Annotated in this window: 27 protein-coding genes and 1 rRNA gene; 13 read left to right on the top strand and 15 right to left on the bottom strand. The window is 53.7% G+C overall.

What is annotated here, in order from left to right:
* Positions 1-17: 17 nt before the first annotated feature.
* The 5 genes from rrf (at position 18) to AC07ZE_RS22830 (ending at position 5,653) form a co-directional block, all read left to right on the top strand.
* Positions 18-133, top strand: a 5S ribosomal RNA gene (rrf, locus tag AC07ZE_RS22850).
* Positions 134-483: 350 nt separating this feature from the next.
* Complete coding sequence (locus tag AC07ZE_RS22845; protein ID WP_207266733.1) at positions 484-2,085, top strand: tetratricopeptide repeat-containing response regulator; 1,602 nt, start codon at positions 484-486, stop codon at positions 2,083-2,085.
* A complete protein-coding gene (locus AC07ZE_RS22840; protein WP_207266732.1) occupies positions 2,085-2,777 on the top strand; it encodes a sensor histidine kinase in 693 nt (230 codons plus the stop codon). Before AC07ZE_RS22845 ends, AC07ZE_RS22840 begins: the two co-directional genes overlap by 1 nt.
* A 214-nt stretch (positions 2,778-2,991) precedes the next feature.
* Positions 2,992-4,233 carry a glutamine synthetase family protein gene (locus AC07ZE_RS22835; RefSeq protein ID WP_207267872.1) on the top strand — a complete coding sequence of 414 codons (1,242 nt, stop codon included), beginning with the start codon at positions 2,992-2,994 and terminating at the stop codon, positions 4,231-4,233.
* A gap of 70 nt (positions 4,234-4,303) precedes the next feature.
* Positions 4,304-5,653: an MFS transporter gene (locus AC07ZE_RS22830; protein WP_207266731.1), complete on the top strand. Its 1,350-nt coding sequence runs from the start codon at positions 4,304-4,306 to the stop codon at positions 5,651-5,653.
* Between the two features lie 63 nt (positions 5,654-5,716).
* On the opposite strand, the gene AC07ZE_RS22825 is transcribed toward AC07ZE_RS22830, so the two are convergent.
* The 4 genes from AC07ZE_RS22825 to flgA form a co-directional block, all read right to left on the bottom strand.
* Complete coding sequence (locus tag AC07ZE_RS22825) at positions 5,717-6,463, bottom strand: flagellar brake protein (protein ID WP_207266730.1); 747 nt, start codon at positions 6,461-6,463, stop codon at positions 5,717-5,719.
* 92 nt (positions 6,464-6,555) lie between these two features.
* Positions 6,556-7,023 (bottom strand): flagella synthesis protein FlgN, encoded by a 468-nt coding sequence (locus tag AC07ZE_RS22820; protein ID WP_207266729.1) that lies wholly within the window; start codon positions 7,021-7,023, stop codon positions 6,556-6,558.
* A 48-nt stretch (positions 7,024-7,071) separates the two neighbouring features.
* Positions 7,072-7,398 carry a flagellar biosynthesis anti-sigma factor FlgM gene (gene flgM / locus AC07ZE_RS22815; RefSeq protein WP_095195803.1) on the bottom strand — a complete coding sequence of 109 codons (327 nt, stop codon included), beginning with the start codon at positions 7,396-7,398 and terminating at the stop codon, positions 7,072-7,074.
* A gap of 178 nt (positions 7,399-7,576) precedes the next feature.
* Complete coding sequence (gene flgA, locus AC07ZE_RS22810; RefSeq protein ID WP_207266728.1) at positions 7,577-8,338, bottom strand: flagellar basal body P-ring formation chaperone FlgA; 762 nt, start codon at positions 8,336-8,338, stop codon at positions 7,577-7,579.
* Positions 8,339-8,421: 83 nt separating this feature from the next.
* Here flgA and AC07ZE_RS22805 point away from each other — a divergent pair, with 83 nt between their 5' ends.
* From AC07ZE_RS22805 to flgE, 6 genes are all read left to right on the top strand, one after another.
* Positions 8,422-9,354, top strand: coding sequence for a chemotaxis protein CheV (locus AC07ZE_RS22805; RefSeq protein WP_015096472.1), 933 nt, complete (start codon positions 8,422-8,424; stop codon positions 9,352-9,354).
* Between the two features lie 46 nt (positions 9,355-9,400).
* Entirely contained in the window at positions 9,401-10,228 is an 828-nt protein-coding gene (gene cheR / locus AC07ZE_RS22800) for a protein-glutamate O-methyltransferase CheR (RefSeq protein WP_095195801.1), read from the top strand.
* Positions 10,229-10,493: 265 nt separating this feature from the next.
* Positions 10,494-10,901, top strand: a complete 408-nt coding sequence (flgB, locus tag AC07ZE_RS22795) for a flagellar basal body rod protein FlgB (protein WP_056853151.1) — start codon at positions 10,494-10,496, stop codon at positions 10,899-10,901.
* A 3-nt stretch (positions 10,902-10,904) separates the two neighbouring features.
* Positions 10,905-11,348 (top strand): flagellar basal body rod protein FlgC, encoded by a 444-nt coding sequence (gene flgC / locus AC07ZE_RS22790; protein WP_007937507.1) that lies wholly within the window; start codon positions 10,905-10,907, stop codon positions 11,346-11,348.
* A gap of 15 nt (positions 11,349-11,363) precedes the next feature.
* A complete protein-coding gene (flgD, locus tag AC07ZE_RS22785; RefSeq protein ID WP_207266727.1) occupies positions 11,364-12,083 on the top strand; it encodes a flagellar hook assembly protein FlgD in 720 nt (239 codons plus the stop codon).
* Between the two features lie 31 nt (positions 12,084-12,114).
* A complete protein-coding gene (flgE, locus tag AC07ZE_RS22780; RefSeq protein WP_207266726.1) occupies positions 12,115-13,437 on the top strand; it encodes a flagellar hook protein FlgE in 1,323 nt (440 codons plus the stop codon).
* A gap of 515 nt (positions 13,438-13,952) precedes the next feature.
* Here the strand turns inward: flgE and AC07ZE_RS22775 are convergent.
* From AC07ZE_RS22775 to AC07ZE_RS22740, 8 genes are all read right to left on the bottom strand, one after another.
* On the bottom strand, positions 13,953-14,552 hold the full coding sequence (locus AC07ZE_RS22775; protein ID WP_259331990.1) for a hypothetical protein: 600 nt from the start codon (positions 14,550-14,552) through the stop codon (positions 13,953-13,955).
* 107 nt (positions 14,553-14,659) lie between these two features.
* Positions 14,660-15,298 (bottom strand): hypothetical protein, encoded by a 639-nt coding sequence (locus AC07ZE_RS22770; protein WP_207266725.1) that lies wholly within the window; start codon positions 15,296-15,298, stop codon positions 14,660-14,662.
* Positions 15,299-15,348: 50 nt separating this feature from the next.
* On the bottom strand, positions 15,349-16,452 hold the full coding sequence (locus tag AC07ZE_RS22765; RefSeq protein WP_207266724.1) for a hypothetical protein: 1,104 nt from the start codon (positions 16,450-16,452) through the stop codon (positions 15,349-15,351).
* Positions 16,449-17,489: a PD-(D/E)XK nuclease domain-containing protein gene (locus tag AC07ZE_RS22760; RefSeq protein WP_207266723.1), complete on the bottom strand. Its 1,041-nt coding sequence runs from the start codon at positions 17,487-17,489 to the stop codon at positions 16,449-16,451. Before AC07ZE_RS22760 ends, AC07ZE_RS22765 begins: the two co-directional genes overlap by 4 nt.
* Positions 17,490-18,098: 609 nt before the next feature.
* Entirely contained in the window at positions 18,099-18,635 is a 537-nt protein-coding gene (locus AC07ZE_RS22755) for a hypothetical protein (RefSeq protein ID WP_207266722.1), read from the bottom strand.
* Positions 18,628-19,800 carry a DUF3800 domain-containing protein gene (locus AC07ZE_RS22750; RefSeq protein ID WP_207266721.1) on the bottom strand — a complete coding sequence of 391 codons (1,173 nt, stop codon included), beginning with the start codon at positions 19,798-19,800 and terminating at the stop codon, positions 18,628-18,630. The genes AC07ZE_RS22755 and AC07ZE_RS22750 overlap by 8 nt, the downstream gene beginning before the upstream one ends.
* A 61-nt stretch (positions 19,801-19,861) precedes the next feature.
* The gene (locus tag AC07ZE_RS22745) at positions 19,862-20,230 is read right to left on the bottom strand and encodes a hypothetical protein (protein WP_207266720.1); all 369 of its coding nucleotides are present in this window, start codon (positions 20,228-20,230) and stop codon (positions 19,862-19,864) included.
* A 538-nt stretch (positions 20,231-20,768) separates the two neighbouring features.
* Positions 20,769-20,897, bottom strand: coding sequence for a hypothetical protein (locus AC07ZE_RS22740; RefSeq protein ID WP_256575459.1), 129 nt, complete (start codon positions 20,895-20,897; stop codon positions 20,769-20,771).
* A 524-nt stretch (positions 20,898-21,421) separates the two neighbouring features.
* Here AC07ZE_RS22740 and AC07ZE_RS22735 point away from each other — a divergent pair.
* On the top strand, positions 21,422-22,183 hold the full coding sequence (locus AC07ZE_RS22735; RefSeq protein WP_207266719.1) for a hypothetical protein: 762 nt from the start codon (positions 21,422-21,424) through the stop codon (positions 22,181-22,183).
* 83 nt (positions 22,184-22,266) lie between these two features.
* On the opposite strand, the gene AC07ZE_RS22730 is transcribed toward AC07ZE_RS22735, so the two are convergent.
* The 3 genes from AC07ZE_RS22730 to AC07ZE_RS22720 form a co-directional block, all read right to left on the bottom strand.
* Positions 22,267-22,656: a hypothetical protein gene (locus AC07ZE_RS22730; protein ID WP_207266718.1), complete on the bottom strand. Its 390-nt coding sequence runs from the start codon at positions 22,654-22,656 to the stop codon at positions 22,267-22,269.
* A 2-nt stretch (positions 22,657-22,658) separates the two neighbouring features.
* The gene (locus AC07ZE_RS22725; protein WP_207267870.1) at positions 22,659-23,129 is read right to left on the bottom strand and encodes a hypothetical protein; all 471 of its coding nucleotides are present in this window, start codon (positions 23,127-23,129) and stop codon (positions 22,659-22,661) included.
* A 181-nt stretch (positions 23,130-23,310) separates the two neighbouring features.
* Entirely contained in the window at positions 23,311-23,712 is a 402-nt protein-coding gene (locus AC07ZE_RS22720) for a DUF6957 family protein (protein ID WP_259331989.1), read from the bottom strand.
* A gap of 180 nt (positions 23,713-23,892) precedes the next feature.
* Between AC07ZE_RS22720 and AC07ZE_RS22715 the strand changes: the two genes are divergently transcribed.
* Positions 23,893-24,390: a winged helix-turn-helix transcriptional regulator gene (locus tag AC07ZE_RS22715; protein ID WP_207266716.1), complete on the top strand. Its 498-nt coding sequence runs from the start codon at positions 23,893-23,895 to the stop codon at positions 24,388-24,390.
* Positions 24,391-24,392: the final 2 nt, after the last annotated feature.

The raw sequence follows: 24,392 nt of genomic DNA, 5'->3' as shown, positions 1-24,392 counted from the left end.
CGTCAGCTCAAGAATTTCTTGACGACCATAGAGCATTGGAACCACCTGATCCCATCCCGAACTCAGAAGTGAAACGATGCATCGCCGATGGTAGTGTGGGGTTTCCCCATGTGAGAGTAGGTCATCGTCAAGATTAAATTCCGAAACCCCTATCTGCGTATGCAGGTAGGGGTTTTGTTTTGTCCGCAGGAAAGTGGACCGGAAAAAAATACTGATTCCGCCGCCCCCATCCCCGGCTTCTCGCCAGGCAAATGCGCAAATGCACCCTTGTGGCTTCAAGAGAACACCATCACTGGCCGATAACCTCAAGGTCGCAGCGATCTTCACTTCTGGCAGCCTTAAATCGTTATCGCCGTCCAAGAGAAATCGCTTGATAGCCTATGGCTACTAGCTATCATCTGCGCGCCGCAAGGTCAGGTGAAGCTGATCTTGTTCATGTGCTTGCCCCTCGGTACTTCTTCTTAAATTGCCTGGAAATCCTCGATGCTGTCGTATCACCAAAAGAGTTTTCTGATCGTCGATGATTTTTCGGACTTCCGCAGTTCGGTCCGCTCGATGTTGCGGGAACTGGGTGTCAAGGATGTGGATACCGCTGACACAGGCGAGCAGGCGCTGAAAATGTGTTCGCAGAAGTCCTACGACTTCATCCTGCAGGATTTCCATTTAGGCGATGGAAAGAAGAACGGCCAGCAGGTACTCGAAGATCTGATGATCGAGAAGCTGATCAGCCATGAAAGTGTATTTGTCATGGTCACCGCCGAAACCAGCCAGGCCATGGTGCTCAGCGCGCTGGAGCACGAGCCTGACGCTTATCTGACGAAGCCCTTCAACCGTTCCGGGCTGGCCCAGCGCCTTGAGCGTCTGGAGCAGCGCAAGACGTTGCTCAAGCCAATCCTGCAAGCCCTCGACCGGGGTAAGCCGGTGGAAGTACTCAACGCTTGCATTGCCCTGTGCAAGCAAGATATCCGTTACTCGCCGCTGTGTCTGCGCTACCGCGCCGACGCTCTGCGCGACCTGAATCAGAATGAGGCGCTGGAGCGCCTTTATGACAGCATCATCGCTGATCGGCCGTTGCCGTGGGCCTTTGCCGGTCTGGGCAAGTTGCTGTTCAAGCGTGGTCAGGTTGCACAAGCCAAAAGCATCTACGAAAAAGCGCTGAAAGTATTCCCGATGATGCCGGCGCTCTATGACGGCATGGCGGATGTCCTGGTCGCCGAAGGGGATACGAAGTCGGCTCAAAAAGTGTTGGAGGAGGCGGTTCGCTTGTCGCCATTAGCGGTGCGTCGTCAGGCTCAACTGGGTAAGTTGGCGATGGCCAATGAGGATTTCGACACCGCTTCCAAAGCCTACCGCCAAGCTGTTAGCCAAGGCGCCCAGTCACGTTTCAAGGATGCTGAAAGTAATCTTGGACTGGCCCATGCCTTGATCAGCAAAGGAAGTGAAAAAGGCCTGGATACCCGCACTCGGCTGGAAATCAATACAACGTTGAGCGCAGTGGCCAAGGAAAACCCGACCGACCCCGGCCTGCAAATCCGTGCGCGATTGATGAAGGCCACCAGTCTGTTGCTCAACGATGCCGAGACCGCTGAAAAGCTCACCGAGCAAGCGTTGATGCGCCTCGATGGCATGGAGCAATTCATGAGCGCCGAAGCGGCGCTATTGGTGGCCAAGCAGTTGCAGATGCTCGGTCAGGCAGAGGCCGGCACGTCGATGCTGAAGAACTGTGCGGAAATCTATGGTGACGATCCGGCAGTCATGAAGGACATCGCCAAGCTCACAGATGATCCGAGCATCCTCAACTCCGGCAATGCGGCTGCAGATCTCAATCGGCAGGGCGTTCGCGTGTACAAGACCGGCAACCTGGTTGAGGCGCGGGAAGTGTTTCGCAAAGCTTTGGCGTTACAACCGAAGAACATCAGTATCGCGCTGAACATGGCACAGGCACTGTTGCATGGCACCGATACCAGCGTACCGTCGGCTGAACTTGAAGAGTGTCGAACCTGCCTGAAAATGGTCGGTTTGATGCCGGATACCGATGCGCGCTATCCGCGCTATCAGAAACTGAAAAGCAAGGCGTTTGGCTAATGGACGACAACCAGCAGACCCTGGATTTTTCTACGGTGATCGCTTCAACCGTACACGATATGAAGAACTCGCTGGCCATGCTGATGCAGGCCCACAGTCAATGGTTGGCGAACCTGCCCGATCCGGCACGGCATACCCCGGAGCAAGGCGTGATCGAGTTTGAATTCGCTCATCTCAACGGCATGCTCGTACAACTGCTGGGCCTGTATAAGCTCGGTGTCAATCAGATGCCCCTGCAACCGGCTTACCACGAGCTCGATGATTTCATCGAAGCGCAACTGGCCTGTCATCAGGATGTATTTGCCAGCCGCGGTATTGCCGCGACCTTTGAAGTCGATCCTTTGAGCCCGTTGGGGTTCTTCGATCGAGAGTTGATCGCCTCGGTTCTGGCCAACAGCATCAACAATGCCATTCGATATGCCCGTCACGCGGTGCTGATCAGCGTCAGCGACGAAGCCGGGCAGCTGGTGCTGACTATCAACGACGATGGGGAAGGTTACCCCGTCGAAATGATCGAGCGTCAGGCGGACTACGTGCAAGGCATCAACCACAGCAGTGGCAGCACTGGCCTGGGTCTGTACTTTGCCGGGCGGATTGCCGCATTGCATCAGCGCAATGGTATCGGCGGACGCACCGAAATCAGCAACGGCGGTCCGTTAGGCGGTGGCGTCTTCAGCCTCTATCTGCCCTGATCACTTCTCGGGCGTAAAGCTTTTTGTTTGACGCTGCTTGATATTCCGAACACGTGGAGCCTATTTTGTACGGGTCGCCGTTCGCGGCTTGCACAAAAACAAGGATTGCGTCATGACAACCGTTAGCCTGAATTCACTCGCGCAGCGATTGACGGGCATCGATGAGATTGAGTGTGTCACGCCCGATTTGAATGGTGTGCCGCGGGGCAAAGTGATGACCGCCGAGGGGTTTCTGGAGGGGCGGCGTTTGCAGATGGCGCGGGGTGTGTTGCTGCAATGCATCATGGGCGGATATCCGCCAGCACGTTTTTACGGCAGCGATGACGGCGACCTTGCGCTGGTTCCAGACCCTGCGCAAATCCATCGCTTGCCCTGGAGCAAGCAACCGCGAGCACTCGCCATATGCGATGCGCACGAGCTCACCGGCGCAAGCTCCAACCTGTCGACCCGCGGACAACTCAAGGCGGTCATCACGCAATACAAGGCCCTTGGTCTCGATCCAGTGGTGGCCACGGAGCTGGAGTTTTTTGTCTTCGCACCCAACACCGATCCAACCCATCCCTTCCAGCCACCGGTAGGCCTGGACGGTCGACGCGAAGACGGCCATTCGGCGTTCAGCGTCAGTTCCAATAACGGCCTGCGGCCGTTTTTCACCGAAGTCTATGAGTGCATGGCGGCGTTGGGCTTGCCTCGCGATACCTTCATGCACGAAATGGGTATCAGCCAGTTCGAGATCAACCTGCTGCACGGCGATCCATTGCTGCTGGCCGACCATACGTTCCTGTTCAAGCATTTGCTCAAGGAAGTCGCACTCAAGCACGGCCTCACCGTCGTCTGCATGGCCAAGCCATTGGCACATACGCCGGGCAGTTCGATGCATATTCATCAAAGCATCGTCGAGGTCTACACAGGGCGTAACGTGTTCAGTGACGAGGCTGGCCAGCCGACTGCGACCTTCCGTCATTTCATCGCCGGTCAGCAGACCTGCATGGCGGATTTCACCGCACTGTTTGCACCGAATGTGAATTCATATCAGCGCTTGTGTCATCCCTTCGCATCACCGAATAATGCCTGCTGGTCCCATGACAACCGCGCCGCGGGTTTGCGTATTCCGGCCAGTTCGCCGGTCGCTCGTCGGGTCGAGAACCGCTTGCCGGGCGCCGATGCCAATCCGTATCTGGCGATTGCAGCCAGCCTGGCGGCGGGTTTGTACGGCATTGAGCACAAACTGGAGCCAAGCGAACCTATCCAGGGTGAATTCGAGGTGCCGGACAATCTTTCATTACCTTGTACCTTGCATGCTGCCCTTGAGCGTCTGAAACGTAGCCAATTGGCGAAGGAACTGTTCGGCAAGGAGTTCATCGAAGGCTACATTGCTTCGAAGAGCATGGAGTTGACCAGCTTCTATGATGAAATCACTCCCTGGGAACGGCGTGTTCTAGCAGCCCAGGCCTGACGCACCATCCATCTCGGACTATCTTTTCGGTAGTCCGATTTCTCACCGCAAGGAGCCGCTCGGAACGCCGATGCGCCAAATCTGGAAACCCTTTCGAGCGCTTTATTTCGCCTCGCTGATGATGCTGATCGGCTCCGGCTTGCTGAGTACTTACCTGGGCCTTCGCCTGGCGGCCGATAACGTCGACAGCCTGTGGGTGGGTGCGTTGATGGCTGCCAACTACTTCGGCCTGGTACTGGGCGGCAAGATTGGCCACCGTTTGATTGCCCGTGTCGGGCACATTCGCGCTTACTCGGCGTGTGCCGGGATCGTTGGCGCCGCGGTGCTCGGGCACGGTTTGGTGGACTGGTTGCCGGCCTGGATATTTCTACGGGTCATCGTCGGCCTGGGCATGATGTGCCAGTACATGGTCATCGAGAGCTGGCTTAACGAGCAGGCCGAAGCCTCGCAGCGCGGCACGGTATTCAGTGGTTACATGATCGCCTCATACCTGGGGCTGGTGTTGGGGCAACTGATTCTGGTCATGCACCCGGGCCTGGGTCTTGAGTTGCTGATGCTGGTCGCCTTGTGCTTTGCCCTGTGCCTGGTACCGGTGGCGCTGACGCGGCGAATTCACCCGGCACCGCTGCACCCGGCGCCTATGGAGCCGCGATTTTTTATCACGCGGGTGCCTCAGTCGTTGAGTACGGTCCTGGGGGCGGGGCTGATCATCGGTTCGTTTTACGGTCTGGCGCCCTTGTATGCCTCGCAGCAGGGGTTGTCCACGGAACAGGTCGGTCTGTTCATGGGCAGCTGCATTTTTGCCGGCCTGGTGGTGCAGTGGCCGTTGGGCTGGCTGTCGGATCGTTATGACCGGGCGCTGCTGATCCGCTCTTTTGCTTTTGTTCTGGCACTTGCCGCATTGCCCTTGGCGGTCATGAAGCAGGTGCCACTGGAGGTGCTGTTTATTGCCGGGTTTCTCTGTTCGCTGGTGAAGTTCTGCTTGTATCCGCTGGCAGTCGCATTTTCCAATGACCATGTCGAAGCTGACCGTCGGGTGTCTCTGACGGCCATGCTGCTGGTCACTTATGGCGTTGGGGCGAGCATCGGGCCGCTGGCGGCCGGGGTGCTGATGAAGCTGTTCGGCAGCCAGATGCTGTATGCCTTCTTCAGTTTCTTCGCCTTGGTGCTGGTGTGGCGAATTCGCCCGAAAGCCGTCACCAATCTGCATCAGGTGGACGACGCGCCGCTGCACCACGTGGCTATGCCGGACAGTATGTCCAGCTCACCACTGGTGGCTTGCCTTGATCCGCGGGTCGATGAGCAAGTGGTTCAGGATCAGATGCAGAATCCGCCTGCCGAACAGGAGCCGCAGACCGATACGCCTCCAGAAGAACCGGATTCGGGTCGGGAGCAAAGTTTCACTGAAGCCAGGCCGTAACACTCAGGCATAAAAAACGGGCAGTCACCGCAAGGGGCTGCCCGTCTTTGTTAGCGCGTTACATCAGAGGTCGTCTTTGTCGAAGCGCCGGGCTTCGCGTTGCAGCTGGTAGACGAACCGCTCGACTTGCCGCTGCACCAGCCCGCTCATGTTGTGGAAGCGTACACCGGCGAAAGTAGTGGAGATCTTTTCTTCGAAGTGCAGATACCGCAGTTCGACCGGCGCGGTCATCTTGCCGAAGGGCAGGGCGGCCATGAAGCGATCATAGACTTGGCCCAACTGCAGGCTGCCAGTGATGTCGCCGGTGAAGCGCAACTTGCAACCGGTGGCCGAGATGTCCAGCAACTTGCCGCTGATCGGCGCCTTGAGTTTCTCGCCATCCAGGTCGACGTCGACCAGTTGAGCCAGCTTCAATGCCGCACGGAATGCATTGCGGCGCTGGTGGTAGACCACTTCGTCGGGCAGCGTGCCACGGTAGCAACGACTGCCACCGGATTCGTCGATGGTCAGCGGACCATTGCTTTCCCACGCTATGCGCACACCATCGTGGAAACCTTCAACCTTGAACGGCTCGCCGGCCAGCAGGAAGCGTTCGCCGTCACGGGGAATCATTTCATCCAGGGCAATCATGTTGCTGTCGCGATCAATGTCCACCAGATAGCTCTGGAAGCGCTGGCTGCGCTCATGGAACGTGATGATCAGCGGGTCATGGCTTTCTTGCAGTTGGCGAAGGTTGCCGGAGATTTCCAGAGGCGTGCTGAGCACCTTGGGTGGCTGCGGAGCATCGTCCGCATTTAAGGCATTGGACACGGTTAATCAATCTCCAGACAAATTTTGACTACGGCTAGCCAGCATTTTGCCAGCATGTTTCGCGTCTTGATAGTGCGTGCTCATCGACGGGCTCAAGCCTGACTGAGCGGGCGCGGTTTCACAAGCTTGGAAAATGTTCCGCTGGCGTCATAGAGCGCTGGAGGTTCGCCGCCGGTGAGGATTTTCAGCTGAGTGGCCGTGGCGGCCTGCTGTACCAGAATCGACTGGCCGTTGTTGGCATTGGCGGCTTGGCATTGAGTCAAAAGGTCGGTCAGCACATCGCTTTGTGCCAGCAGTGCTTCGCCGACGCTCGACTGGCTGGCCAGTTGCTCCAGACCGCTACGGTTGGTCGGCAGGTTGAGACTGGCGAGGATTTCACTGCGCTTGCGGCCATGCTGTTCAAGCAAAATGATCAAGGCTTGCTTCTGCGCCAGAATATCTTCGAGCAGGGACATGTCGCGACCATGCAAGGCGAGGGACTCGGTACGCAGTAACTCCAGCAATTGTTGCGCTGGAGCAAAATCGTCGGTGATCAGTTGCAGTAGATTCGTGTCGTGCATGGCTGGCCTTGGGTTTTAAGCGTCCAAAAGCCTGGCGCCGGCCGGGGCCTAGCGCTGGGCTTCGAAGTTGAGCAGTTTGCTGGCTACACGGTTGCTGTCGACTTTATAGCTGCCATCGGCAATCGCTGCTTTCAACTCGGCCACGCGGGCTTTGTCGACGACAGGCTGATCGCGCAGCGTATCAGTGATCTTCTGCAACTGTTGAGCCTCATTGCTGAGATGTACCGATTCCCCGACTGTAGCGGTACCGGCCTGTTCGGCCTGGGTAGTCAGCGGTGCGGATTTACCGGTTTCGGCGGTTTCCTTGGCAGCGCTGGTACGTGTACTGCCCGTCAATGACGAGGAACTGTTCAAACGGCTGAAATCGATGACCATGATAAAAACCTCTGGGAATTTGGACGCTTGCCATGTTTTCGGCCATTCCCTGAAAAACTTTAGGCCCATTTATCAATGAGCTTGCGCGCGTCAGCGCTTGCCCTGTATGGGGCACAGTTTAGGGAACAGCCATGGCCAGCGCCACATCTTCACGAAACACAGGGCTCTGCATGGCCGCCTACATGGAAACCTCCACCTGGCCCGGCGCGATGACTTGCGCCTTGATGACTCGTTGGGAGTTGAGGTTTTTCACCCGGATCTGTTCGCTCATGCCGCCATTGGACAGCGCTTCGCCGGGCATTCGCACGCTGAGCGTACCGCTGCGGGCGGTGATCACCACTTGATCACCTTTGCGGATAACTTCCGCCTGTTCGAGATGGACCAGGGTAATGACCTGATCGGTGACCATTGGTCGGGTAAGTCGTTGTCCGATCGCCTGTTCGACGGAGGTCAGGTAGCCCTGGTTGATCGCACTGATATCCCGCTCACGCAGGATCACATCCTCAGGCTCGACAATGCCGGCGCGCCGCAGTGGTCGCGAGGTGGTCACGACGTCGCGAAACAGGCGTACTTGAGCGGGTACGAAGACCGTCCAGGGGGATGTTCCCTCGCAGCGAACCTTGACCGTGACCCGGCCCAACGGCTTGGCCGGACTCTCCAGTGAGGCTGTCAATTCCTTGTCGCACATCGGCATGCGCATACGCGGATCGAGCTGGTTGACCTGGATTTCGTAGCGACCTTCCGTTTGACTGGTAGCCAGATAGTCTTCTACGGTGAATTCAAGAAAGCCCTGGGTGACGCCGATAAGCATGTCAGGCAAGGTAACCGCGTCAGCAACGGCAGGGCTGCCAGTGTTGAACAGGCACACAGCCGCCAACGCACCGAGGAATTTGCGGTGGAGTGTGGTCGGGCGTCGGAAAAATGTCGGTTCTGTGTTCATACAAAGATAAAAAGCAAGCGCCGTGCCGTTTAGAGATGAATGTGCGTCGCAACAACACTTAGCGTTGGTGTAGGAGTCTGGGCATGGCTGGTGTAATGGATTCGGTGAACCAGCGCACGCAACTGGTAGGGCAGAATCGCCTTGAGCTGTTGTTGTTCCGTCTCGACGGCCAGCAGCTGTATGGGATCAACGTGTTCAAGGTTCGGGAGGTGTTGCAATGCCCCCAGCTGACGCTGATGCCCAAGTCCAGTCCTGTCGTGTGCGGCGTGGCGAATATCCGGGGGGCGACCATTCCGATCCTTGATCTGGCAATGGCGACTGGCTCCGGCGCTTTGAAGGACAAGAACAATCCCTTCGTGATCATCACGGAATACAACACCAAGACCCAGGGATTTCTGGTGCGCTCGGTGGAACGCATCGTCAATATGAACTGGGAGGAGATTCATCCGCCACCCAAGGGGACCGGTCGCGATCACTACCTGACGGCGGTGACGCGGGTCGACAATCAGTTGGTTGAAATCATCGACGTCGAAAAGGTGCTGGCGGAAGTGGCGCCGACGCCGGAAGCGATTTCCGTCGGCGTGGTCGATGTCGAAACCCAGCACAAGGCACTCTCGTTGCGTGTGCTGACGGTCGATGATTCGTCGGTGGCGCGCAAGCAGGTCACGCGCTGCCTGCAAACGGTCGGTGTCGAAGTGGTGGCGTTGAACGACGGCCGGCAAGCGCTGGATTACCTGCGCAAACTGGTCGACGAGGGCAAGAAGCCGGAAGAAGAGTTCCTGATGATGATCTCCGACATCGAGATGCCGGAGATGGACGGGTACACGCTGACGGCCGAGATCCGCAACGATCCTCGCATGCAAAAGCTTCATATCATCCTGCATACTTCGTTGTCGGGCGTGTTCAATCAGGCGATGGTCAAGAAAGTCGGTGCCGATGACTTCCTGGCCAAATTCCGTCCTGATGACCTGGCATCCCGGGTAGTCGACCGGATCAAAGCAGCAGATATCAGCTAGGGGCGTCCGGCCCCTGGCAGTCAACACGATTTAAGAGGCGGCAGCATTGTCTACGGGTAATTTGGATTTCGAACAGTTCCGGGTATTCCTGGAAAAAGCCTGTGGCATTTTGCTCGGTGAAAACAAGCAGTATCTGGTCTCGAGCCGTCTCAACAAACTGATGGAGCAGCAAGGCATCAAGTCCCTGGGTGAGTTGGTCCAACGCATCCAGACCCAGCCGCGCAGCGGGTTGCGCGAGATGGTGGTGGACGCGATGACGACCAACGAAACCTTGTGGTTTCGTGACACCTATCCGTTTGAAGTCTTGAAGAACAAGGTACTGCCTGAAGCGATCAAGGCCAGTCCCGGCCAGCGTTTGCGGATTTGGTCGGCGGCGTGCTCGTCGGGTCAGGAGCCGTACTCGCTGTCGATGTCCATCGACGAGTTCGAGCGGACCAATGTCGGGCAATTGAAGATGGGGGTGCAGATCGTGGCCACCGATCTGTCCGGCACCATGCTCACCAACTGCAAGACCGGCGAATACGACAGCCTGGCCATCGGTCGCGGTCTGTCGCCCGAGCGGCTGCAGCGTTATTTCGATCCGAAGGGGCCGGGACGCTGGGCCATCAAGGCGCCGATCAAGAGCCGAGTGGAATTCCGCTCCTTCAACCTGCTGGATAGCTACGCGAGCCTCGGCAAGTTCGACATCGTGTTCTGCCGCAACGTGCTGATCTACTTCTCTGCCGAAGTGAAGAAGGACATCCTGTTGCGCATTCACAGCACGTTGAAGCCGGGTGGCTATCTGTTCCTCGGTGCATCCGAAGCGCTGAACGGATTGCCGGATCATTACCAGATGGTTCAGTGCAGTCCGGGGATTATTTACCAGGCGAAGTGATCGGTTGGCGGTATCAAAAATCGGGAGTCCTCAGGGCTCCCGTTTTTTTTTGCCTGATGAAGTATCGGCCCCACAGGGGATGCGGTGTTCTCTCGGTCGAGTAAAGCGGCAGAAAAGCGGCATCCAGCGGAAACCGGTTGCCGCTTTTCTGGCATTGCCGCATTGCCACGGCCCGCAAAGTCCCGGTTTACGGGCTTTTTTGAATTGGCATGACGCTTGCTATATCCATCGTACGAAAAATCAGGTCACCCGAAGGTTTCCCGACATGAGCATCAGCTTCGATAAAGCGCTCGGCATTCACGAAAAGGCTCTGGGCTTCCGCGCCCAGCGTGCCGAAGTCCTGGCCAACAACATTGCCAACGCCGATACCCCGAACTACAAGGCTCGGGACCTGGAATTCTCGAAAGTACTCGAGGCGCAGAACGATAAAGCCAAGAACGGCACGTTCGCCTTGAACATGACCAACAGCCGTCATATCGAAGCCGAAGGCCTGGGTAATGGCGACGAGTCGCTGATGTACCGCACGCCGATGCAGCCCTCGATCGACCAGAACACCGTGGACGCTCAGCTGGAACAGTCGAACTACGCGGAAAACTCGGTCAACTTCCAGGCCAGCTTCACCCTGCTCAACAGTAAATTCAAAGGGCTGGTGTCAGCCCTGCGCGGAGAATAAGTCATGTCTCTATCCAGTGTTTTCAACATTGCCGGTAGCGGCATGAGTGCCCAGACCACGCGTTTGAACACCGTCGCTTCGAACATCGCCAACGCCGAGACTGTCTCGTCGAGCATCGACCAGACCTACCGTGCGCGTCACCCGGTGTTCGCCACCATGTTCCAGGGCGGCCAGAGCGGCGGCAGCGATTCGCTGTTCCAGAACCAGGATGCCGCCGGTCAAGGCGTTCAGGTACTGGGCGTGGTTGAAGACCAGAGCAACCTTGAGGCGCGCTACGAGCCGAACCATCCGGCAGCCGATGCCAAGGGTTACGTCTACTACCCGAACGTCAACGTGGTGGAAGAAATGGCCGACATGATTTCCGCGAGCCGTTCGTTCCAGACCAACGCCGAAATGATGAACACCGCCAAAACCATGATGCAGAAAGTCCTGACCCTCGGTCAGTGATAAGGGGCGACTCAGATGAGTGTTTCCGATACCACCAGTGGCTTGAGCCTCAACGACATCCTGGCCAACTCCGCAGTCAAGACCAAGACTGACGATAGCCTGGCTTCGGCAGCGGGCAGTGCCACCGGCAAAAAAGCCTTGGGCAAGGATGCGTTCCTGCAGTTGCTGGTGACGCAACTGAAGAACCAGAACCCGCTGGAACCGCAGGACAACGGCGAGTTCGTGGCGCAACTGGCGCAGTTCAGCAGCCTGGAAGGCATCACCACGCTCAACGACACCGTGGCCGGCATCGCCAGCAACTACAACTCGTCCCAGGCATTGCAGGCTTCGTCCCTGGTGGGGCGTTCGGTCATAGCACCGGGCGACAAGGCCGTAGTCGATACCACGAAGGGCATGACCGGTTCGATTTCGATACCGCAGTCGGTTGCCTCGACCACTGTGAAAATCACAGACAAGGACGGCAAAGTCATTCGCACCCTCGAACTGACCGATCAGAAAGCCGGCAATGCCAGCTTCACCTGGGATGGCAAGGACGACGCCGGCAACGTGGCCCCAACCGGCACTTACACCTTCGCGGCGAACACCACCATCGACGGTCAGGGCGTGGCGCTGATCACCAATCTGCCAGCAACCGTCAACAGCGTGACCATCAGCCAGACCGGCGGTGAGTTGATGCTCAACCTGGCCGGGCTGGGCAGCATCGCCCTGTCCAAAGTGCAAACCATTGGTATATAGAGCCGACTAACACGGCACAAAGGAGTGGAATATGTCTTTCAACATCGGCCTTAGCGGTCTCTATGCCGCCAACAAACAGCTGGACGTGACCGGCAACAACATCGCCAACGTTGCCACCGTCGGCTTCAAGTCGTCCCGTGCGGAATTCGAAGACGTTTACTCGGCCACCAAGCTGGGGGCAGGGAGCAGGACTATCGGCAATGGCGTGCGTCTGGCCAACGTTGCCCAACAATTTACCCAAGGCGATATCAGCAGCGGCACCGGTAACGTGCTGGACATGGGCATCAATGGCTCCGGCTTCTTCGTGCTGAACAACAACGGTTCGCTGTCCTACACCCGCGCCGGTACGTTCAAGGTCGACAAGGAAGGTTACGTCACCAATTCCGACTACACGGCGCGTGTTCAGGGTTACGGCGTGGATGCCAATGGCAAGATCATCAATGGTGTGTTGACCGACCTGCGTATCGACACCTCCAACCTGGCACCGAAGGCCACTACCACCGTATCGTCGACGATCAACCTCAAGTCTACGGAGCCCGCGATCGACGTCGTCGCGAACCCGTTCGACCCAAGCAAGACCGCGTCCTACACCAAGCAGTTCAGCACCCCGATTTTCGACTCTCAGGGTAACGAACACACCATGGATCAATACATGGTCAAGACGGGTCCCAACACTTGGGACACCTACACCCTGATCGATGGTCGCAACCCGAATGGCAGCGACCCGATGAACGCAGCTACCCGTCCTGTCCCTTCGACCATGACGTTTGATACCAGCGGCAAACTGGTATCGGTCAGCACGCCGAATCCACCGGGTGCGCCAATCGTCAGCCCGAATCTGGCCATCACCAACTGGACTCCAGGTAAAGTGACCAATGGTGTGTGGGCACCCAACGGTGCCGCCGCCGACCCGGCCGGTGTGACCATCGCCATGTCCAACACCACCCAGTTCAACGCCGATAGCGCGCGCTCGATTCCGGCGCAGAACGGCTACGCTACTGGTCAGATCTCCAACCTGACCATCGACGGCAACGGTGTGATGCTGGCCAACTTCAGCAACTACCAAACCAAGCCGATCGGTCAGATTGCGTTGGCCAGCTTCACCAACGAACAAGGTCTGCAGCAAGTGGGCGGCACCGCCTGGAAAGAAACCTACGCGTCGGGCATTCCGGGCTACGATTCGCCGGAAACCGGTACCTTGGGTTCGATCCGCTCCAACTCCCTGGAAGAGTCGAACGTCAACGTGACCAATGAACTGGTCGAACTGATCAAGGCGCAGAGCAACTACCAGGCGAACGCCAAGACCATCTCCACCCAAAGCACCATCATGCAGACCATCATTCAGATGACCTGATGTTTGATGCAGCTGCATAAAGAACCCCTCGCAAGAGGGGTTTTTTCATGGCCGTGATTTTTGTCAGGGGCTGAGGTTTCGGTTGCCTGTGCTGGCCCCTTCGCGAGCCTGCTCGCTGGCGGTGGGCCAGGCACCACGCGCCGACAGGCAAAAGAAAACCCCCGATCAACCAGAGGCTCATCGGGGGTTTCAGGTAGGCGCCTTTCAGCGCCTGCCGGCTCAGCTTATTGGCAGAGTAGCCAGCTAGGATGTGTATACTTTCCTGAAGCCGCTGTAAGCCGTGGTATACAGCGATTTTCTCGCTGTTCTGACGTTTGCTATCGTATACTTTAGAGGGTTTTTTGGCATTCTATGCTCGAAAGTATACGAAAATCGATTTGGGGGGCGTGGCATTATTTTTTTACGTTCTGAGTCTATGGCCGTTTCCCAGACATCGGGAAGCCCGTCAGCTCCGAGCATCGATTCATCGCCCTTCGATTTTGCCCTGTGTTGTCATTGGGCTTTGCTGTAAGCCGTCACAACTTCGCATCCCAAGCGTCCATCGCCCCGATGAGAGTGTGGAACCACTGAAGCTCATGGCCCCGCAAGGCCGTAGCAATTTTCCGATTTGTATCGGCGTCAAACCACGGCGGGAGACTATCCATATCGCCCGAAAATAGGCTGGCCGTCATGACGGTGTACTCACCGGTTTTTATAGATTGAAGGCATGCGTACCTTACTGCCTCTCCGCTGGCGAGCCGCCGCCAAGCAACAACATCAATGCAGTCCAAGACATTTACTGGAGTTCCTCCAGTAGAGCCAGAATCGTGGCTCCCCTGAATGGCGGACGGCCAACCGTGAGTTCCCGGCTTGTGGACAAGATGCTTGAGTTGCTCACGCGATGTAATTATTTGATCCCGGATCTCTTCTGGATCTATAGAAATTACACCACCGGCGTTTACTGAAAGAGTCTTAAACTTGTTCGCTGCCGTGATAAAATTTTGCTCACGCGCCTTTTCGCAATCAGGGCGTCGGTCGGGATTGATGAAATTCCATAACTTTGAAATTAGCTTCAATGACACGCGTCCCGCTGACATAGTGGTTTGCCCGAATATAGAGTTCTTGAAAGCTGGCATGATTCGCCAAGCATAATAGAGATATAGTAAAAATTACCGGCTGCTGAATTCTCGAACCACTCAGCTATATTGAATTCGGGTATCAGATTGGTCATTTCCTTAGCACCTCAGATTACATATGCCAAGAACTCAATTGCTTCGTATGGATCAGAAAAGCCGGTGAGTGTGGCTCCATAAGTTCGAGTTACCTCTAATGTTCTCTCAGATGCCTCATAATATAAGGAGACCTTGACCTTATCCAATATCAATTTCTGATTACCTACCAGTTTTTCTGTCTTTGCCACCGCATCTGATCTGGATTCAACTGCAACTTTGAATGCTGAGTCACCATCAAGGTTCACGAGTGCAGTCTGAGTTTTCACTGGCTTCAGTGTTGTAATTCTCTCTAGCTTGTCAAGCTTTTTAAACCAGTCGTAGACGTCGAGCTTAGCGCCTTCGAAAGCGAAGGGCTTGGGGAGTACGCGTCTTAGAGTCGTAGTAAAGCCTTTCATGCTTTGCGGAGGGGACTCGGCTATTATCTCGTAAAGATTCAACTCTTTTTCACGAATATAAAACCTGAAGCTGAGATATTGAATGACGGTATTCTGAAGGGAATTCCCATATACATCTGTCAAATCACTGATCAAGGTATTTTGTTCATGATACTTAGCACTGAGCATTTTTTGGACGGGAGCTATTAGCTCCACGCCAGACCCAAAGTCGGGATCAAACGGCGCTGCCGACATCAGGTTGTTCAGCTCGTCCATTGTCGCATTTATATGCAGTAAAAAAATCTTGAACCTTATAGTTCGCATCTTTATTTACCTTTGGTTAGTGCTGCCAATGTAGACTCCGCCGCCTTTACAATAAGTTTTTTAATACGTTCCTCGTCCACTGGATTGGCTTTGACCCTTGCACCATATTCGCCTACCGATTGGTATCGCATGACACCTTTGACGATGTAGGAAAAATCCGCGCACTCAGATTGTCTGCCGAACTGTGACTCCAAGACGTAAACATCAGAATCAAACTGGTTTTCGTCCACGGCATGCCACAATATCTTCCAAATATAGAAACCATTCTCCTCAAGGCTGAGAAGTTGTTCCGACTCAAGCACTCCTTGACCACGTAATTGAGCTTTCGATATTCGAGTGATTGCCTTGGTCTCTTTGATCTCAGGCTCATCGCCGTCTAGGGAGTCAAATTCATCCTCCAGCATATCGTCATCGATATCTTTGACTGGGTTATATGTAGCAACGTCGATTACATCGAGAACTTTTATTTTGGGAAGGGCATGTATCATTTGCCGGAAAAATTTACTCCTCAAGCTTGAGTCCGGGAAGGATGCTAGAGAAATATCTACCACGCTAACCTTTTCATCGGTAAGAGTCTCTATCTGACTTTGCAGTGCGGCTGAAACAACCTTGAACTTATCGTTCATAGGCCCCGTAACCTTCCAACCATCAGCCGTAGGTTCAAACTTTATCTGCGCATCTTTCTGCACTACCTGCCTAAACTCTGACTGCCCGTAATCCGTTTTTGTATATCGCACTGTACACAGTATCGCGTCACCTTCGACCCAATAATCAACACTATCTTGATGCTTGTCCTCTAGCATCTCTTTTGTAGACTCAAGAGATTCAAGTAGCTTCTGTTTGCTTAAAGCGACCTTAAGGTCGATATTTGTTGTCCGCTCTCTAGCACTGTGAGCACCAATGAGTATCGAAAGTTTTTGAAAGTCAGCATAATCATGAAAAAAGCTACTGAATTTTCTAGCCAGGGATTCTTTGTCTGTGTCGGGAGAAATAATAATTCCCCGCGATAAGAATAGCTCTCGCAAGTGAGCAATTGTCACTTTTCGTTGGGTTAATGCATCGAACATGGCCTTATCTGAAGCGTAGTAAAGACTACCAATTTTCATGGTCGATCCCATCCGATGTGTTCGGCTTTGTAATTGTGCACCGCCATAGTAACTATCTGGAGGTCAATCCTTTCTAGTATGTTTCGACGATGTTCATCTTCGTTCCACTCACGAACATAATTCGCGATAGCTGACCGATAGTTGCTTATTAATTTGTCGCTGGAATCCTTGCAGATTATTCGAATTCTAATTTTCTTTTCTTTGTCGCCATTCAATATCTGGAACCTAGAGAGTGCGTCAAACAAGTACATGAACTCATATTCGCTCGCTCCACTACGCCGATAGTAGATAACATACCCTTCACCAAACGTTTTTATCTTGTGTCCGTCATCATCTATATCGTGAGCTTCGCCATGATGAATGATCAGATATGGAGATGCTATCATTTCCATCGTTGCTGGCCTGGCCCAGTAGTCACCTGCTGCCTTATGCAAGGTCATTTCTGGATACAAAAAAGTATACTTCCTTCGTGGGAAGGTGCCGTTTGCTACCAAGCTGTTTATATCCTGCCTAAGAGTCGCTATATAGTTAATCAGGGCTGGCTCGACGATGTGAAGTTGCTGCCCCTCTTTGACATGGAGGTTGTCCGACTTCAAATCTTTAAAGTGATCATAAAAATCTCGATCATATTGATCGTCATGATTGAATACGAAAAGCATTCCGCTTATTATTTTTTTCTCGCCACGAATAAGAAGGTAGCGATCTCGCCAGTCCGGGCTGATATAGGCGCAGTCTATTGATTTCGCCAAGCTCACCAGTGCTTTTCTGATCTCTGTGGTACCGATACTGCCCTTAGCATAGCTTTTTAAGTCTGTATGCATATAAACAGTTTTATTGGCATACGGATCAAAGTACCGGAATACAACATCGGTAGGGTGATGGTGGTCTCCCGACTTTCCTTTAGCATGGATTTCTTTTTGAACGCAGAGATAGTTCAGGTTCGAAGGCCCGACAATCTCCCACTTGAAGAACGAAAAAAGATCATCCGAAATCTTCTCTGCTATCCTTCCAATATTTACTAATTCCCCACCCGACATATCCCGTCAGCCTCTTATAGTTTTAAATAGCCAGATAAATTTATGATCACTATCGAGTCATGAAGACGCGAGAGAGTCAATCACTCCTATGATTGCCAGATGAACAACCCGATTAGAAGCATCTCATGCGCTGTGCGAGAAAGTGCAATGGAGCTGTAATGATGAGAATGGTCTCGATCTGCCATGGCAGCTATTTTGTAGTTCATGAGAGCTCCGCTCAGAAGAACAGCTACGGTTATTCCAAGGCTTAGACTTCCTTGGAAAATACCTCCTAATTTAAATGAGCCGCTGCACGCATATCGCGTAGGGGTCAAACCGTCCATATGCGAATCCATTCAATTGCACCTAATGAACCTTGGTGATGGCCCAATAATAGCTTCAAGATGTTGAGCTGTAATCCTTATTCGTCGGATTTCCATCGCATCGTGGTATGGAGGCCTGCTTTGATATCGAAAGTCAGCAGTGACGCCATTGCCAAATCATTCGCGATCCATGGCCCAACGTAATGAGCCCAAATGGGAGCATTAAGCCTAAAAATGGTGGTTAATGTCCCGTTTTGGGGACACTAACTCTCGCGCCCCATTAGGGACATATCTTCATCGCTCGGCTTTAATTCGGGAATTTATTCTTCGATTCGCCAGTTTCATGACGAGTCCAGCGCAAATTAGCTATCGACATGAATTGCCTAATCGCCAGCGCTCCCCGTTCATTTCTGGCTTTCGAGCCAGGCAAGGTCAGTGCTACCTCTACCTTGGCACGAGTCGCTTCGTACATTGCAAATGCGTTGAACTCAGAATCAAGCAGTACCAAGAGCACAGTATCAAAGGGTTGTCGTAGATCAATTGCACCCATACGGCCCGTAATCTTTTGCGGGTTCAGGATACAGCGCCCCTTGATCTGGATTCTCGCGACGCCAACTTCCAGCGTCTCTGTAGCGTCGTAACCTGCCTGCCTTGCAGGATGTAGTAACAGGCCGAGTCTAGTAGCAGCTTCGTACTCTGCGATCTCGCCTGTCACGCCCAGCGGCTTGCCGGTCAGGCGACAGAATCTACGCGCGAGCACCTTGGCCTCTTTCAAGATCTCTAGGATTTCATCCTGGATCAATGCAGCCTGCTGAGGTTCGTTGCCATGACTGAGTTCAATCATCTGCAAACGCCTCGAGCGCAGCGAGCAGCTTGGCAAGCTCAGTCAGGTTGGCTGCAGTCACGATGTCATATTCTCCTCGACTACTCAGCCGATACACCTCTCGAGCCTTTTTGACACGTTCCAGCAGAGGGACGACTATGCCTGACGCCCTTTCCAGAAACTCGTTGATGTCAGCCCGTGTCTGAGGAATTTTGTATCCTTTGGCCGCGCTTGTGATGATCACGTCCGAATCGCGAAGCTTGGCGATGCCGCTGGAGCGGATCCTCTGGTCGTTGATATCTCCGAAGCCGCTATCTTTTAGGTGGCCGACTATTTCTGCGGTTGGCACGTAGTCTTTGGTGACGAATTCGCTTTGGAATCTCAAGAACCGCAAGATGCTCAGCTGCAGGCGCTCATCCTCATTAGGATGCTCACCAGCCCGTTCGCTAAAAAGGTCAGCCTGACGGAGAGCTTCTTGGTGTACCTGGTAGTCAGCGTACCCAAATTCATCCGTCGGCGGCGGCAGAAGAGACTGGTACTTGGATGGCCACTCAAGCATTCCAAGGGTCAGGCTTCGTAGAATCTTTTTGTAGGCAAGAACTGCTTCTTCCGATGCTTTCTCTTCGTAGATCTGAGCGACTGAGCCAGCAAAAAAATCTGCAACCTGAACCAAGACGTTGTCCTTACTGGCCATCGTCTGGAAGGCATCTCTATCGCCAAATAGGTCATCGACGAACCGTTCTGAAACGTAGCTTTTGAGGCTCTCCTGAAATTCCTGGCCACCATGCTCGTCTACGATCATCTGGAGGTCGGGGTATGCGCGGAACAAACGTTCATAGAGCAACCCGTTCACGTATTTTATGAACGAGGTCTTGATACGGAGGCCGCCGTCTTTGTGAATTCGGGACTTATCAACGACGGTGAAATATAGTTTGAATGGCAGCTCAGATAGCTCGTTAAGGATTCGGGCACGGCGATCTGAATCCTTCGGCTTCAGATTGCTGGATTTGATCTCGCCTGTTTGAAAGTGACGCGTGCGGAGTGCTTCAGCTTGGGCATAAGCAGCTTCCAGATCTTTCTCTGCCACCAGAATGGAGCACACGATGAAGAAGCCCGAGCTTCCTCCCTTTGACGTATCAAGGTCGGAATTCCCGGACTCATCCACGAAAGCATATGTTCTGTCCATGAGCTTGCTCCATCAACAACGTGCTGAGCGTAGTGGGTCGCCCAATGGCAAGGTGGCGAACTTAGTTCGTCGCCGTGGTACTGCCTGGAGCGGGGCCTTCGCTGAACGTGTAGTTGATGACCACGTCATTTCGGATCAAGACGTCGAGAGTTTTCTGAGTGCCCGTGGTCGTTACCTTCATGGTGACCACGTAGCTTTGGGCATGCGCTGAGCCATTGGTGTAGGTGTAGATCCACTTCTCGTCAGTCTCGCTGACTGCGCTCTTAGCGTAGGGCTCACCAAACAGCGACTTCAACTCAGCAGTCGTGGTTTTGCCTTTGATGATGCTCGTAACGCTTGCCGACGGAAAGTCTCGGCCTGCGGTGTAGTGAGACGTAGCGCAACCGCCGAGTGCGACACACATCCCCATGACTGCGATGAGCTTTTTCATATCCTTCCTTGATCGTAGAAAGCTTCAAATCTAGCTGGCATCGAGGCTAAAAGCCATCACCACCTTGAGCACCTTCGCTTGCTCTCGCGTACGGCGCACTACACGCATAAGCAAACGTGCTTTTGCCCAAGGTGACCAGAGTAAAACTCCTGGCGTCTTGAGCTCAAAATCATGGGCGCAAATATACTTTCGCGTGGGGCGATGCTCTCGGTTAGCAGCCGACTGGTAGTTCTTCTGGAGCAGCCTGCAAAGGCAGTTTGCGGCCCAAAGCTATCGTTCAGTTTATTTGCGATACAGGGGCAGTTCAGTTACCAGTAGAGTTGAAAAAAATTATGAGCAACGAGCCTAGATTACATCTAAAATCGCACGGTAATTCAACTTTTGGGAAATTCCGCAATGATTAAATTCGATATGTCGTTGTAGTGCTCATAGAGCGCGTAGTGATTGTTAGATAAATTGAAATTACAGGTTATTCATCCACCCCCTAAAAACTCCAATGACAAAAGCTACCATTAGAGTAGCTTTTGTCAGCGAAAACCTATTTTTTTGAAGGTTTGCTAGGTTTCAAGTCGGGATTATTTCCTTGCGTGTCTTTATTGTCACGACGACGCTTATCAACTTCGCCGGTTGATTTGGCAATCGGTTTTGGGCCTGGTTTAAGCGCCATAAAATCTCTCCTTGTTGTTAATGTTATTTTAGTAGTTGCCGGATCATCCTATTAGCACTGACGGATACTTTCAATAGGCATGAGATGCATGATTTTAGCTATGTGAAAAAGATAGCTCTTGGCGTCATCTACTGGAAATCTAACGACAGGTAACATGTTGATTTTACGTTCATTGGTGCGACCTTGCAGGTAGATCTGCATCTCCAGAATCATTCGAGCATCGCCAAGGCGTATCGGCCTGCTAGCCGGCATGTTCTCGTGAGTGAGCCGGGGTAGGGGGTATCCTGACCAGCGCAGAGGACATCATTGATCTATTTGTAGTGTCGTCTTTGACCGTCCCGCCGGTGTCTAGAAAGGCGTCGATCCAGTTTGACGACCAATCCCGTTTTAGCTAATTCGGTGGCAGGGTTGGTTGTGAGAGAACGCGTCCCTATTGCATACCTGCAGCAGCATGTCTTAGATTCACTGCCTTTTAAGCATGGCAGCAGGCTGTCAATCCTAGGATTCTGAGGTTACGTCCCTAAATGAGCTCCACAATTGAATGGGAAGTTGAACTTACCAGCGGCGTTCCCATGTACTTGCATCAGCTTTCTCGCGAGAACGATAACAACGGGCATTTTTGGGTGTGGGGAGGAGTCGACGACTACCTCGATTGCACAAATGACCACTTCAGCTTCAGTTCCTCACATTTCGGCGATATCGAAGATGACCCTGATGTGGCCTGGCAGGTAGCGCACGAGCTTCTGTCGCTGTTCAACGGAGCAATGGCTTTGCTGTGGAACCAGCGACACCCTTTCCGGATTGCGCGCCTCTTGCGTGAGGGCCGGAGCGTAAACTACGTCGAAAAGCGCAATTTGCATGGCCTTCTCGGTGCTCTACCAGCCTCAGCGAAGCGAGGCAGGGAACGGGAAGATAGCGCGTTAGTTTTTCACCTTGTATCGCTTGCTTGCGAGTACCAAGACGCTTACCACTTGGTCAAGCTGTTTGAGCAAAAGGGCGGTTGGACTACCTATTACAAGATTCTCGAAACAATTGAGTCCTATACGGCGAAGTACGGTTTAACTGTGCCTGTAGACAAAAAGATTCAGAAAAGCTTTGAGCTGACTGCTAACAATTTTTCAATCAGTGGCTTTGAGGCGCGGCATGGATTCAAGCAGCAGGCGAAGGAAATCAAGACAGCATCTCTGACTATCGATGAAGGTTATAAATTCATCAGCGGGTACGCCAAGCGGTATCTGTCCACGCGGTTCGGCCCTACACTCCGGCAGAGACCGACTCTGAGATAGTTCTGTGTACTGGCTGAACGCCTTAAAGCCTTTTGCCGCAGCAGAACATCGCAGAGGGCAACCGTACAACAACGATGCAGGATTTATTGCAGTCGATCAGGCGTTGGCAGATACCTGGCGCCTGCTATACGTAAGAACTCACGCAAGCTGCGGCGCCCGACATCACGCCTAAACGTCGCAATCACGTACTTGGAGTTGACCGTGTTGATCACCCAAAACCTACCTTCCTTCGTAACGGACTGAATATCCGATGTCCGAATCAGCCTACCATCTGCAAATCGTTGGTACGGCCCAGGGCAAATGTGACTGAAAACTACGCCAACGGCACTGCATGCATGAATATGGACATTCACCAGGTAGGCCGTGACCAGCCCATTGTAATCTTGGCTCACTGCTTTGGCGATGCGAAGGAGGTCGAAGTCCGAGTAGCGCTTTTCGTGTAAATCGACCGCGACGGTATTGATGTCGTGCATGGCTATACGGACTCCGACGCTGATGCTAAACCGGTGGTCTCAGAACGGCGCCGATATAGCTCCCTTACCCCAACTAAGGCATAAAAATCTAGGTCGCGCTGATGGGTATTGACGTACACATCGCCACTCTCGACCTGCATAACGCAAATCGGCACCTCCACTTGGTTGAACCCCATGGAAAGTGATTCCAGCTTTTCCATCTTCCAGCCTGACCCGTTGTTCATCCATGCCGGGGTGACGACCTGAACGTCTTGAATGACTAAGCTCTCGTCTTGGGAGACCAGCAGCTCCACTAAGCGAGGCTCATCGTTCAGCATCTCTTCATAAGCTACGAACCGTCCCTCATGCCGGCGCTTGAGACTGACGTGATACCAATGCGTTGCGAGAGATCGTGAAACTGCGTGAAAGTGAGCCAGGTCGTCCCCGAACATTCCAACGGGCCCAGCCTGGTCTTGCATGCAAATCCTGAACATCTTGTTTCTCGTGTGAAGCAGGCCCACCAGGCGCACCTGCAATTTACTTGAAGGGATCATTGTCTTGTCGGAAGGCGTTGCCTCGAGGCCTTACCGAGTGCTCCTGCGAAACTTATGATTCTGAGCTTCGTCGCATCGAGCTGCTGCGGACATCAACTGCCCAGCAGAGGTCGGTTGGTGATCAGAAAAGGGAAAATATTGCGTCGATGGAAGACGACTTCCGGTGCCCAGGGCCGAGAAGAACGTAGACCGAGTTCCGCGTAGCAAACAGGAAGCCTTCTTTGAAGGTGGTGCCCATACTGGAACGCACCCAGTTACCGGGTTCGAATCGTCTCTGTTCGTCGTGCACCACCTGGTGGGCAAATAGAAACATTGGCTGGCAGCCTGAGGCGACTACCTTTGCGCGCTCGGCGTCAGTGACCATGGCGTCCAGGATGATCCACTCTTCGACGACACATAGTGGAAGGTGCTTGTAGTGCTTTCTGGCCGCCTGCAGGGCGTCATCAAGGCAAAGCTCCGCGCCCATTAGGCTGACACCAGGATCGCCCAACAGACCATCTTGAATGGGGCTATCCACGTCCATCTCTCCACCCTTAGGATTTATCATAAATTGTCAGGGCGTGGTCGCTGTCAGCTCACCTCCCTTGTTGGCGTCGGGCCTGGAGAGAGGGATTGGAGCCGCCCCGATATTTACAATAATACCTCATATTGATGTTTATCGGAAACCCAGTGGTATGGCTATATCCTGACTTTTGGCCAAACCATGCATCTCAAAATCGCCTTAGCAGGTACCCTCAGGGCTCTACGCCTGAACAAACGCTTCCGGTATGAGAAGCTTTCGGATGCCATCGCCAAGTCTAAGATCAGTGCTCTGGAGCGCGGTGAAACCAGCATCACGCTTGAGAAATTCGAAAACCTGTCTGAAGCACTTGAGATAGATCCGCTCGCCCTGCTGACCTTGTGCATGTCCGCACGGCTGGGGACGCCATATCCTGACCTCATGAAAAATGCACAAGAGCAGCTTCGAGCGTTTGAAGCTGATGGGGGCATGGAGCTATTAGCAGAGCAATTTGCCGATGGGGCTTTGATTCAGCGTACACGCGGAAAGCCTCAGAACCCTGAAAGCCTCGACGCCGTCAGGAGGCTAAAGGCAACCGGCATGACACAGGCGCAGATCGCCCAGGAGTTGGGCTTGTCGCCTAGCCTAGTGAATCGTCATTGGAAGCGGATACTCAATGAGAATTCTGATACTTCGCTTTAGAG

This window comes from Pseudomonas sp. GW101-3H06 (genome assembly GCF_059424605.1).
Note: the sequence above shows the minus strand (reverse complement) of the source record. Positions and strands in the feature narration are given on the sequence as shown.

What these genes read in the sequence shown, in the direction of transcription:
- AC07ZE_RS22745 (WP_207266720.1), bottom strand. Translation starts at nt 20,230, where the DNA reads ATGAAAAAGCTCATCGCAGTCATGGGGATGTGTGTCGCACTCGGCGGT.
- AC07ZE_RS22725 (WP_207267870.1), bottom strand. Translation starts at nt 23,129, where the DNA reads ATGTTCAGGATTTGCATGCAAGACCAGGCTGGGCCCGTTGGAATGTTC.
- AC07ZE_RS22755 (WP_207266722.1), bottom strand. Translation starts at nt 18,635, where the DNA reads ATGATTGAACTCAGTCATGGCAACGAACCTCAGCAGGCTGCATTGATC.
- flgB (WP_056853151.1), top strand. Translation starts at nt 10,494, where the DNA reads ATGAGCATCAGCTTCGATAAAGCGCTCGGCATTCACGAAAAGGCTCTG.
- AC07ZE_RS22750 (WP_207266721.1), bottom strand. Translation starts at nt 19,800, where the DNA reads ATGGACAGAACATATGCTTTCGTGGATGAGTCCGGGAATTCCGACCTT.
- AC07ZE_RS22845 (WP_207266733.1), top strand. Translation starts at nt 484, where the DNA reads ATGCTGTCGTATCACCAAAAGAGTTTTCTGATCGTCGATGATTTTTCG.
- AC07ZE_RS22775 (WP_259331990.1), bottom strand. Translation starts at nt 14,552, where the DNA reads ATGCCAGCTTTCAAGAACTCTATATTCGGGCAAACCACTATGTCAGCG.
- AC07ZE_RS22820 (WP_207266729.1), bottom strand. Translation starts at nt 7,023, where the DNA reads ATGCACGACACGAATCTACTGCAACTGATCACCGACGATTTTGCTCCA.
- flgE (WP_207266726.1), top strand. Translation starts at nt 12,115, where the DNA reads ATGTCTTTCAACATCGGCCTTAGCGGTCTCTATGCCGCCAACAAACAG.
- AC07ZE_RS22760 (WP_207266723.1), bottom strand. Translation starts at nt 17,489, where the DNA reads ATGTCGGGTGGGGAATTAGTAAATATTGGAAGGATAGCAGAGAAGATT.
- AC07ZE_RS22740 (WP_256575459.1), bottom strand. Translation starts at nt 20,897, where the DNA reads ATGGCGCTTAAACCAGGCCCAAAACCGATTGCCAAATCAACCGGCGAA.
- AC07ZE_RS22765 (WP_207266724.1), bottom strand. Translation starts at nt 16,452, where the DNA reads ATGAAAATTGGTAGTCTTTACTACGCTTCAGATAAGGCCATGTTCGAT.
- flgC (WP_007937507.1), top strand. Translation starts at nt 10,905, where the DNA reads ATGTCTCTATCCAGTGTTTTCAACATTGCCGGTAGCGGCATGAGTGCC.
- AC07ZE_RS22735 (WP_207266719.1), top strand. Translation starts at nt 21,422, where the DNA reads ATGAGCTCCACAATTGAATGGGAAGTTGAACTTACCAGCGGCGTTCCC.
- flgM (WP_095195803.1), bottom strand. Translation starts at nt 7,398, where the DNA reads ATGGTCATCGATTTCAGCCGTTTGAACAGTTCCTCGTCATTGACGGGC.
- AC07ZE_RS22730 (WP_207266718.1), bottom strand. Translation starts at nt 22,656, where the DNA reads ATGCACGACATCAATACCGTCGCGGTCGATTTACACGAAAAGCGCTAC.
- flgA (WP_207266728.1), bottom strand. Translation starts at nt 8,338, where the DNA reads ATGAACACAGAACCGACATTTTTCCGACGCCCGACCACACTCCACCGC.
- AC07ZE_RS22830 (WP_207266731.1), top strand. Translation starts at nt 4,304, where the DNA reads ATGCGCCAAATCTGGAAACCCTTTCGAGCGCTTTATTTCGCCTCGCTG.
- AC07ZE_RS22840 (WP_207266732.1), top strand. Translation starts at nt 2,085, where the DNA reads ATGGACGACAACCAGCAGACCCTGGATTTTTCTACGGTGATCGCTTCA.
- AC07ZE_RS22835 (WP_207267872.1), top strand. Translation starts at nt 2,992, where the DNA reads ATGACCGCCGAGGGGTTTCTGGAGGGGCGGCGTTTGCAGATGGCGCGG.
- AC07ZE_RS22720 (WP_259331989.1), bottom strand. Translation starts at nt 23,712, where the DNA reads ATGGACGTGGATAGCCCCATTCAAGATGGTCTGTTGGGCGATCCTGGT.
- AC07ZE_RS22805 (WP_015096472.1), top strand. Translation starts at nt 8,422, where the DNA reads ATGGCTGGTGTAATGGATTCGGTGAACCAGCGCACGCAACTGGTAGGG.
- AC07ZE_RS22715 (WP_207266716.1), top strand. Translation starts at nt 23,893, where the DNA reads ATGCATCTCAAAATCGCCTTAGCAGGTACCCTCAGGGCTCTACGCCTG.
- AC07ZE_RS22770 (WP_207266725.1), bottom strand. Translation starts at nt 15,298, where the DNA reads ATGGACGAGCTGAACAACCTGATGTCGGCAGCGCCGTTTGATCCCGAC.
- flgD (WP_207266727.1), top strand. Translation starts at nt 11,364, where the DNA reads ATGAGTGTTTCCGATACCACCAGTGGCTTGAGCCTCAACGACATCCTG.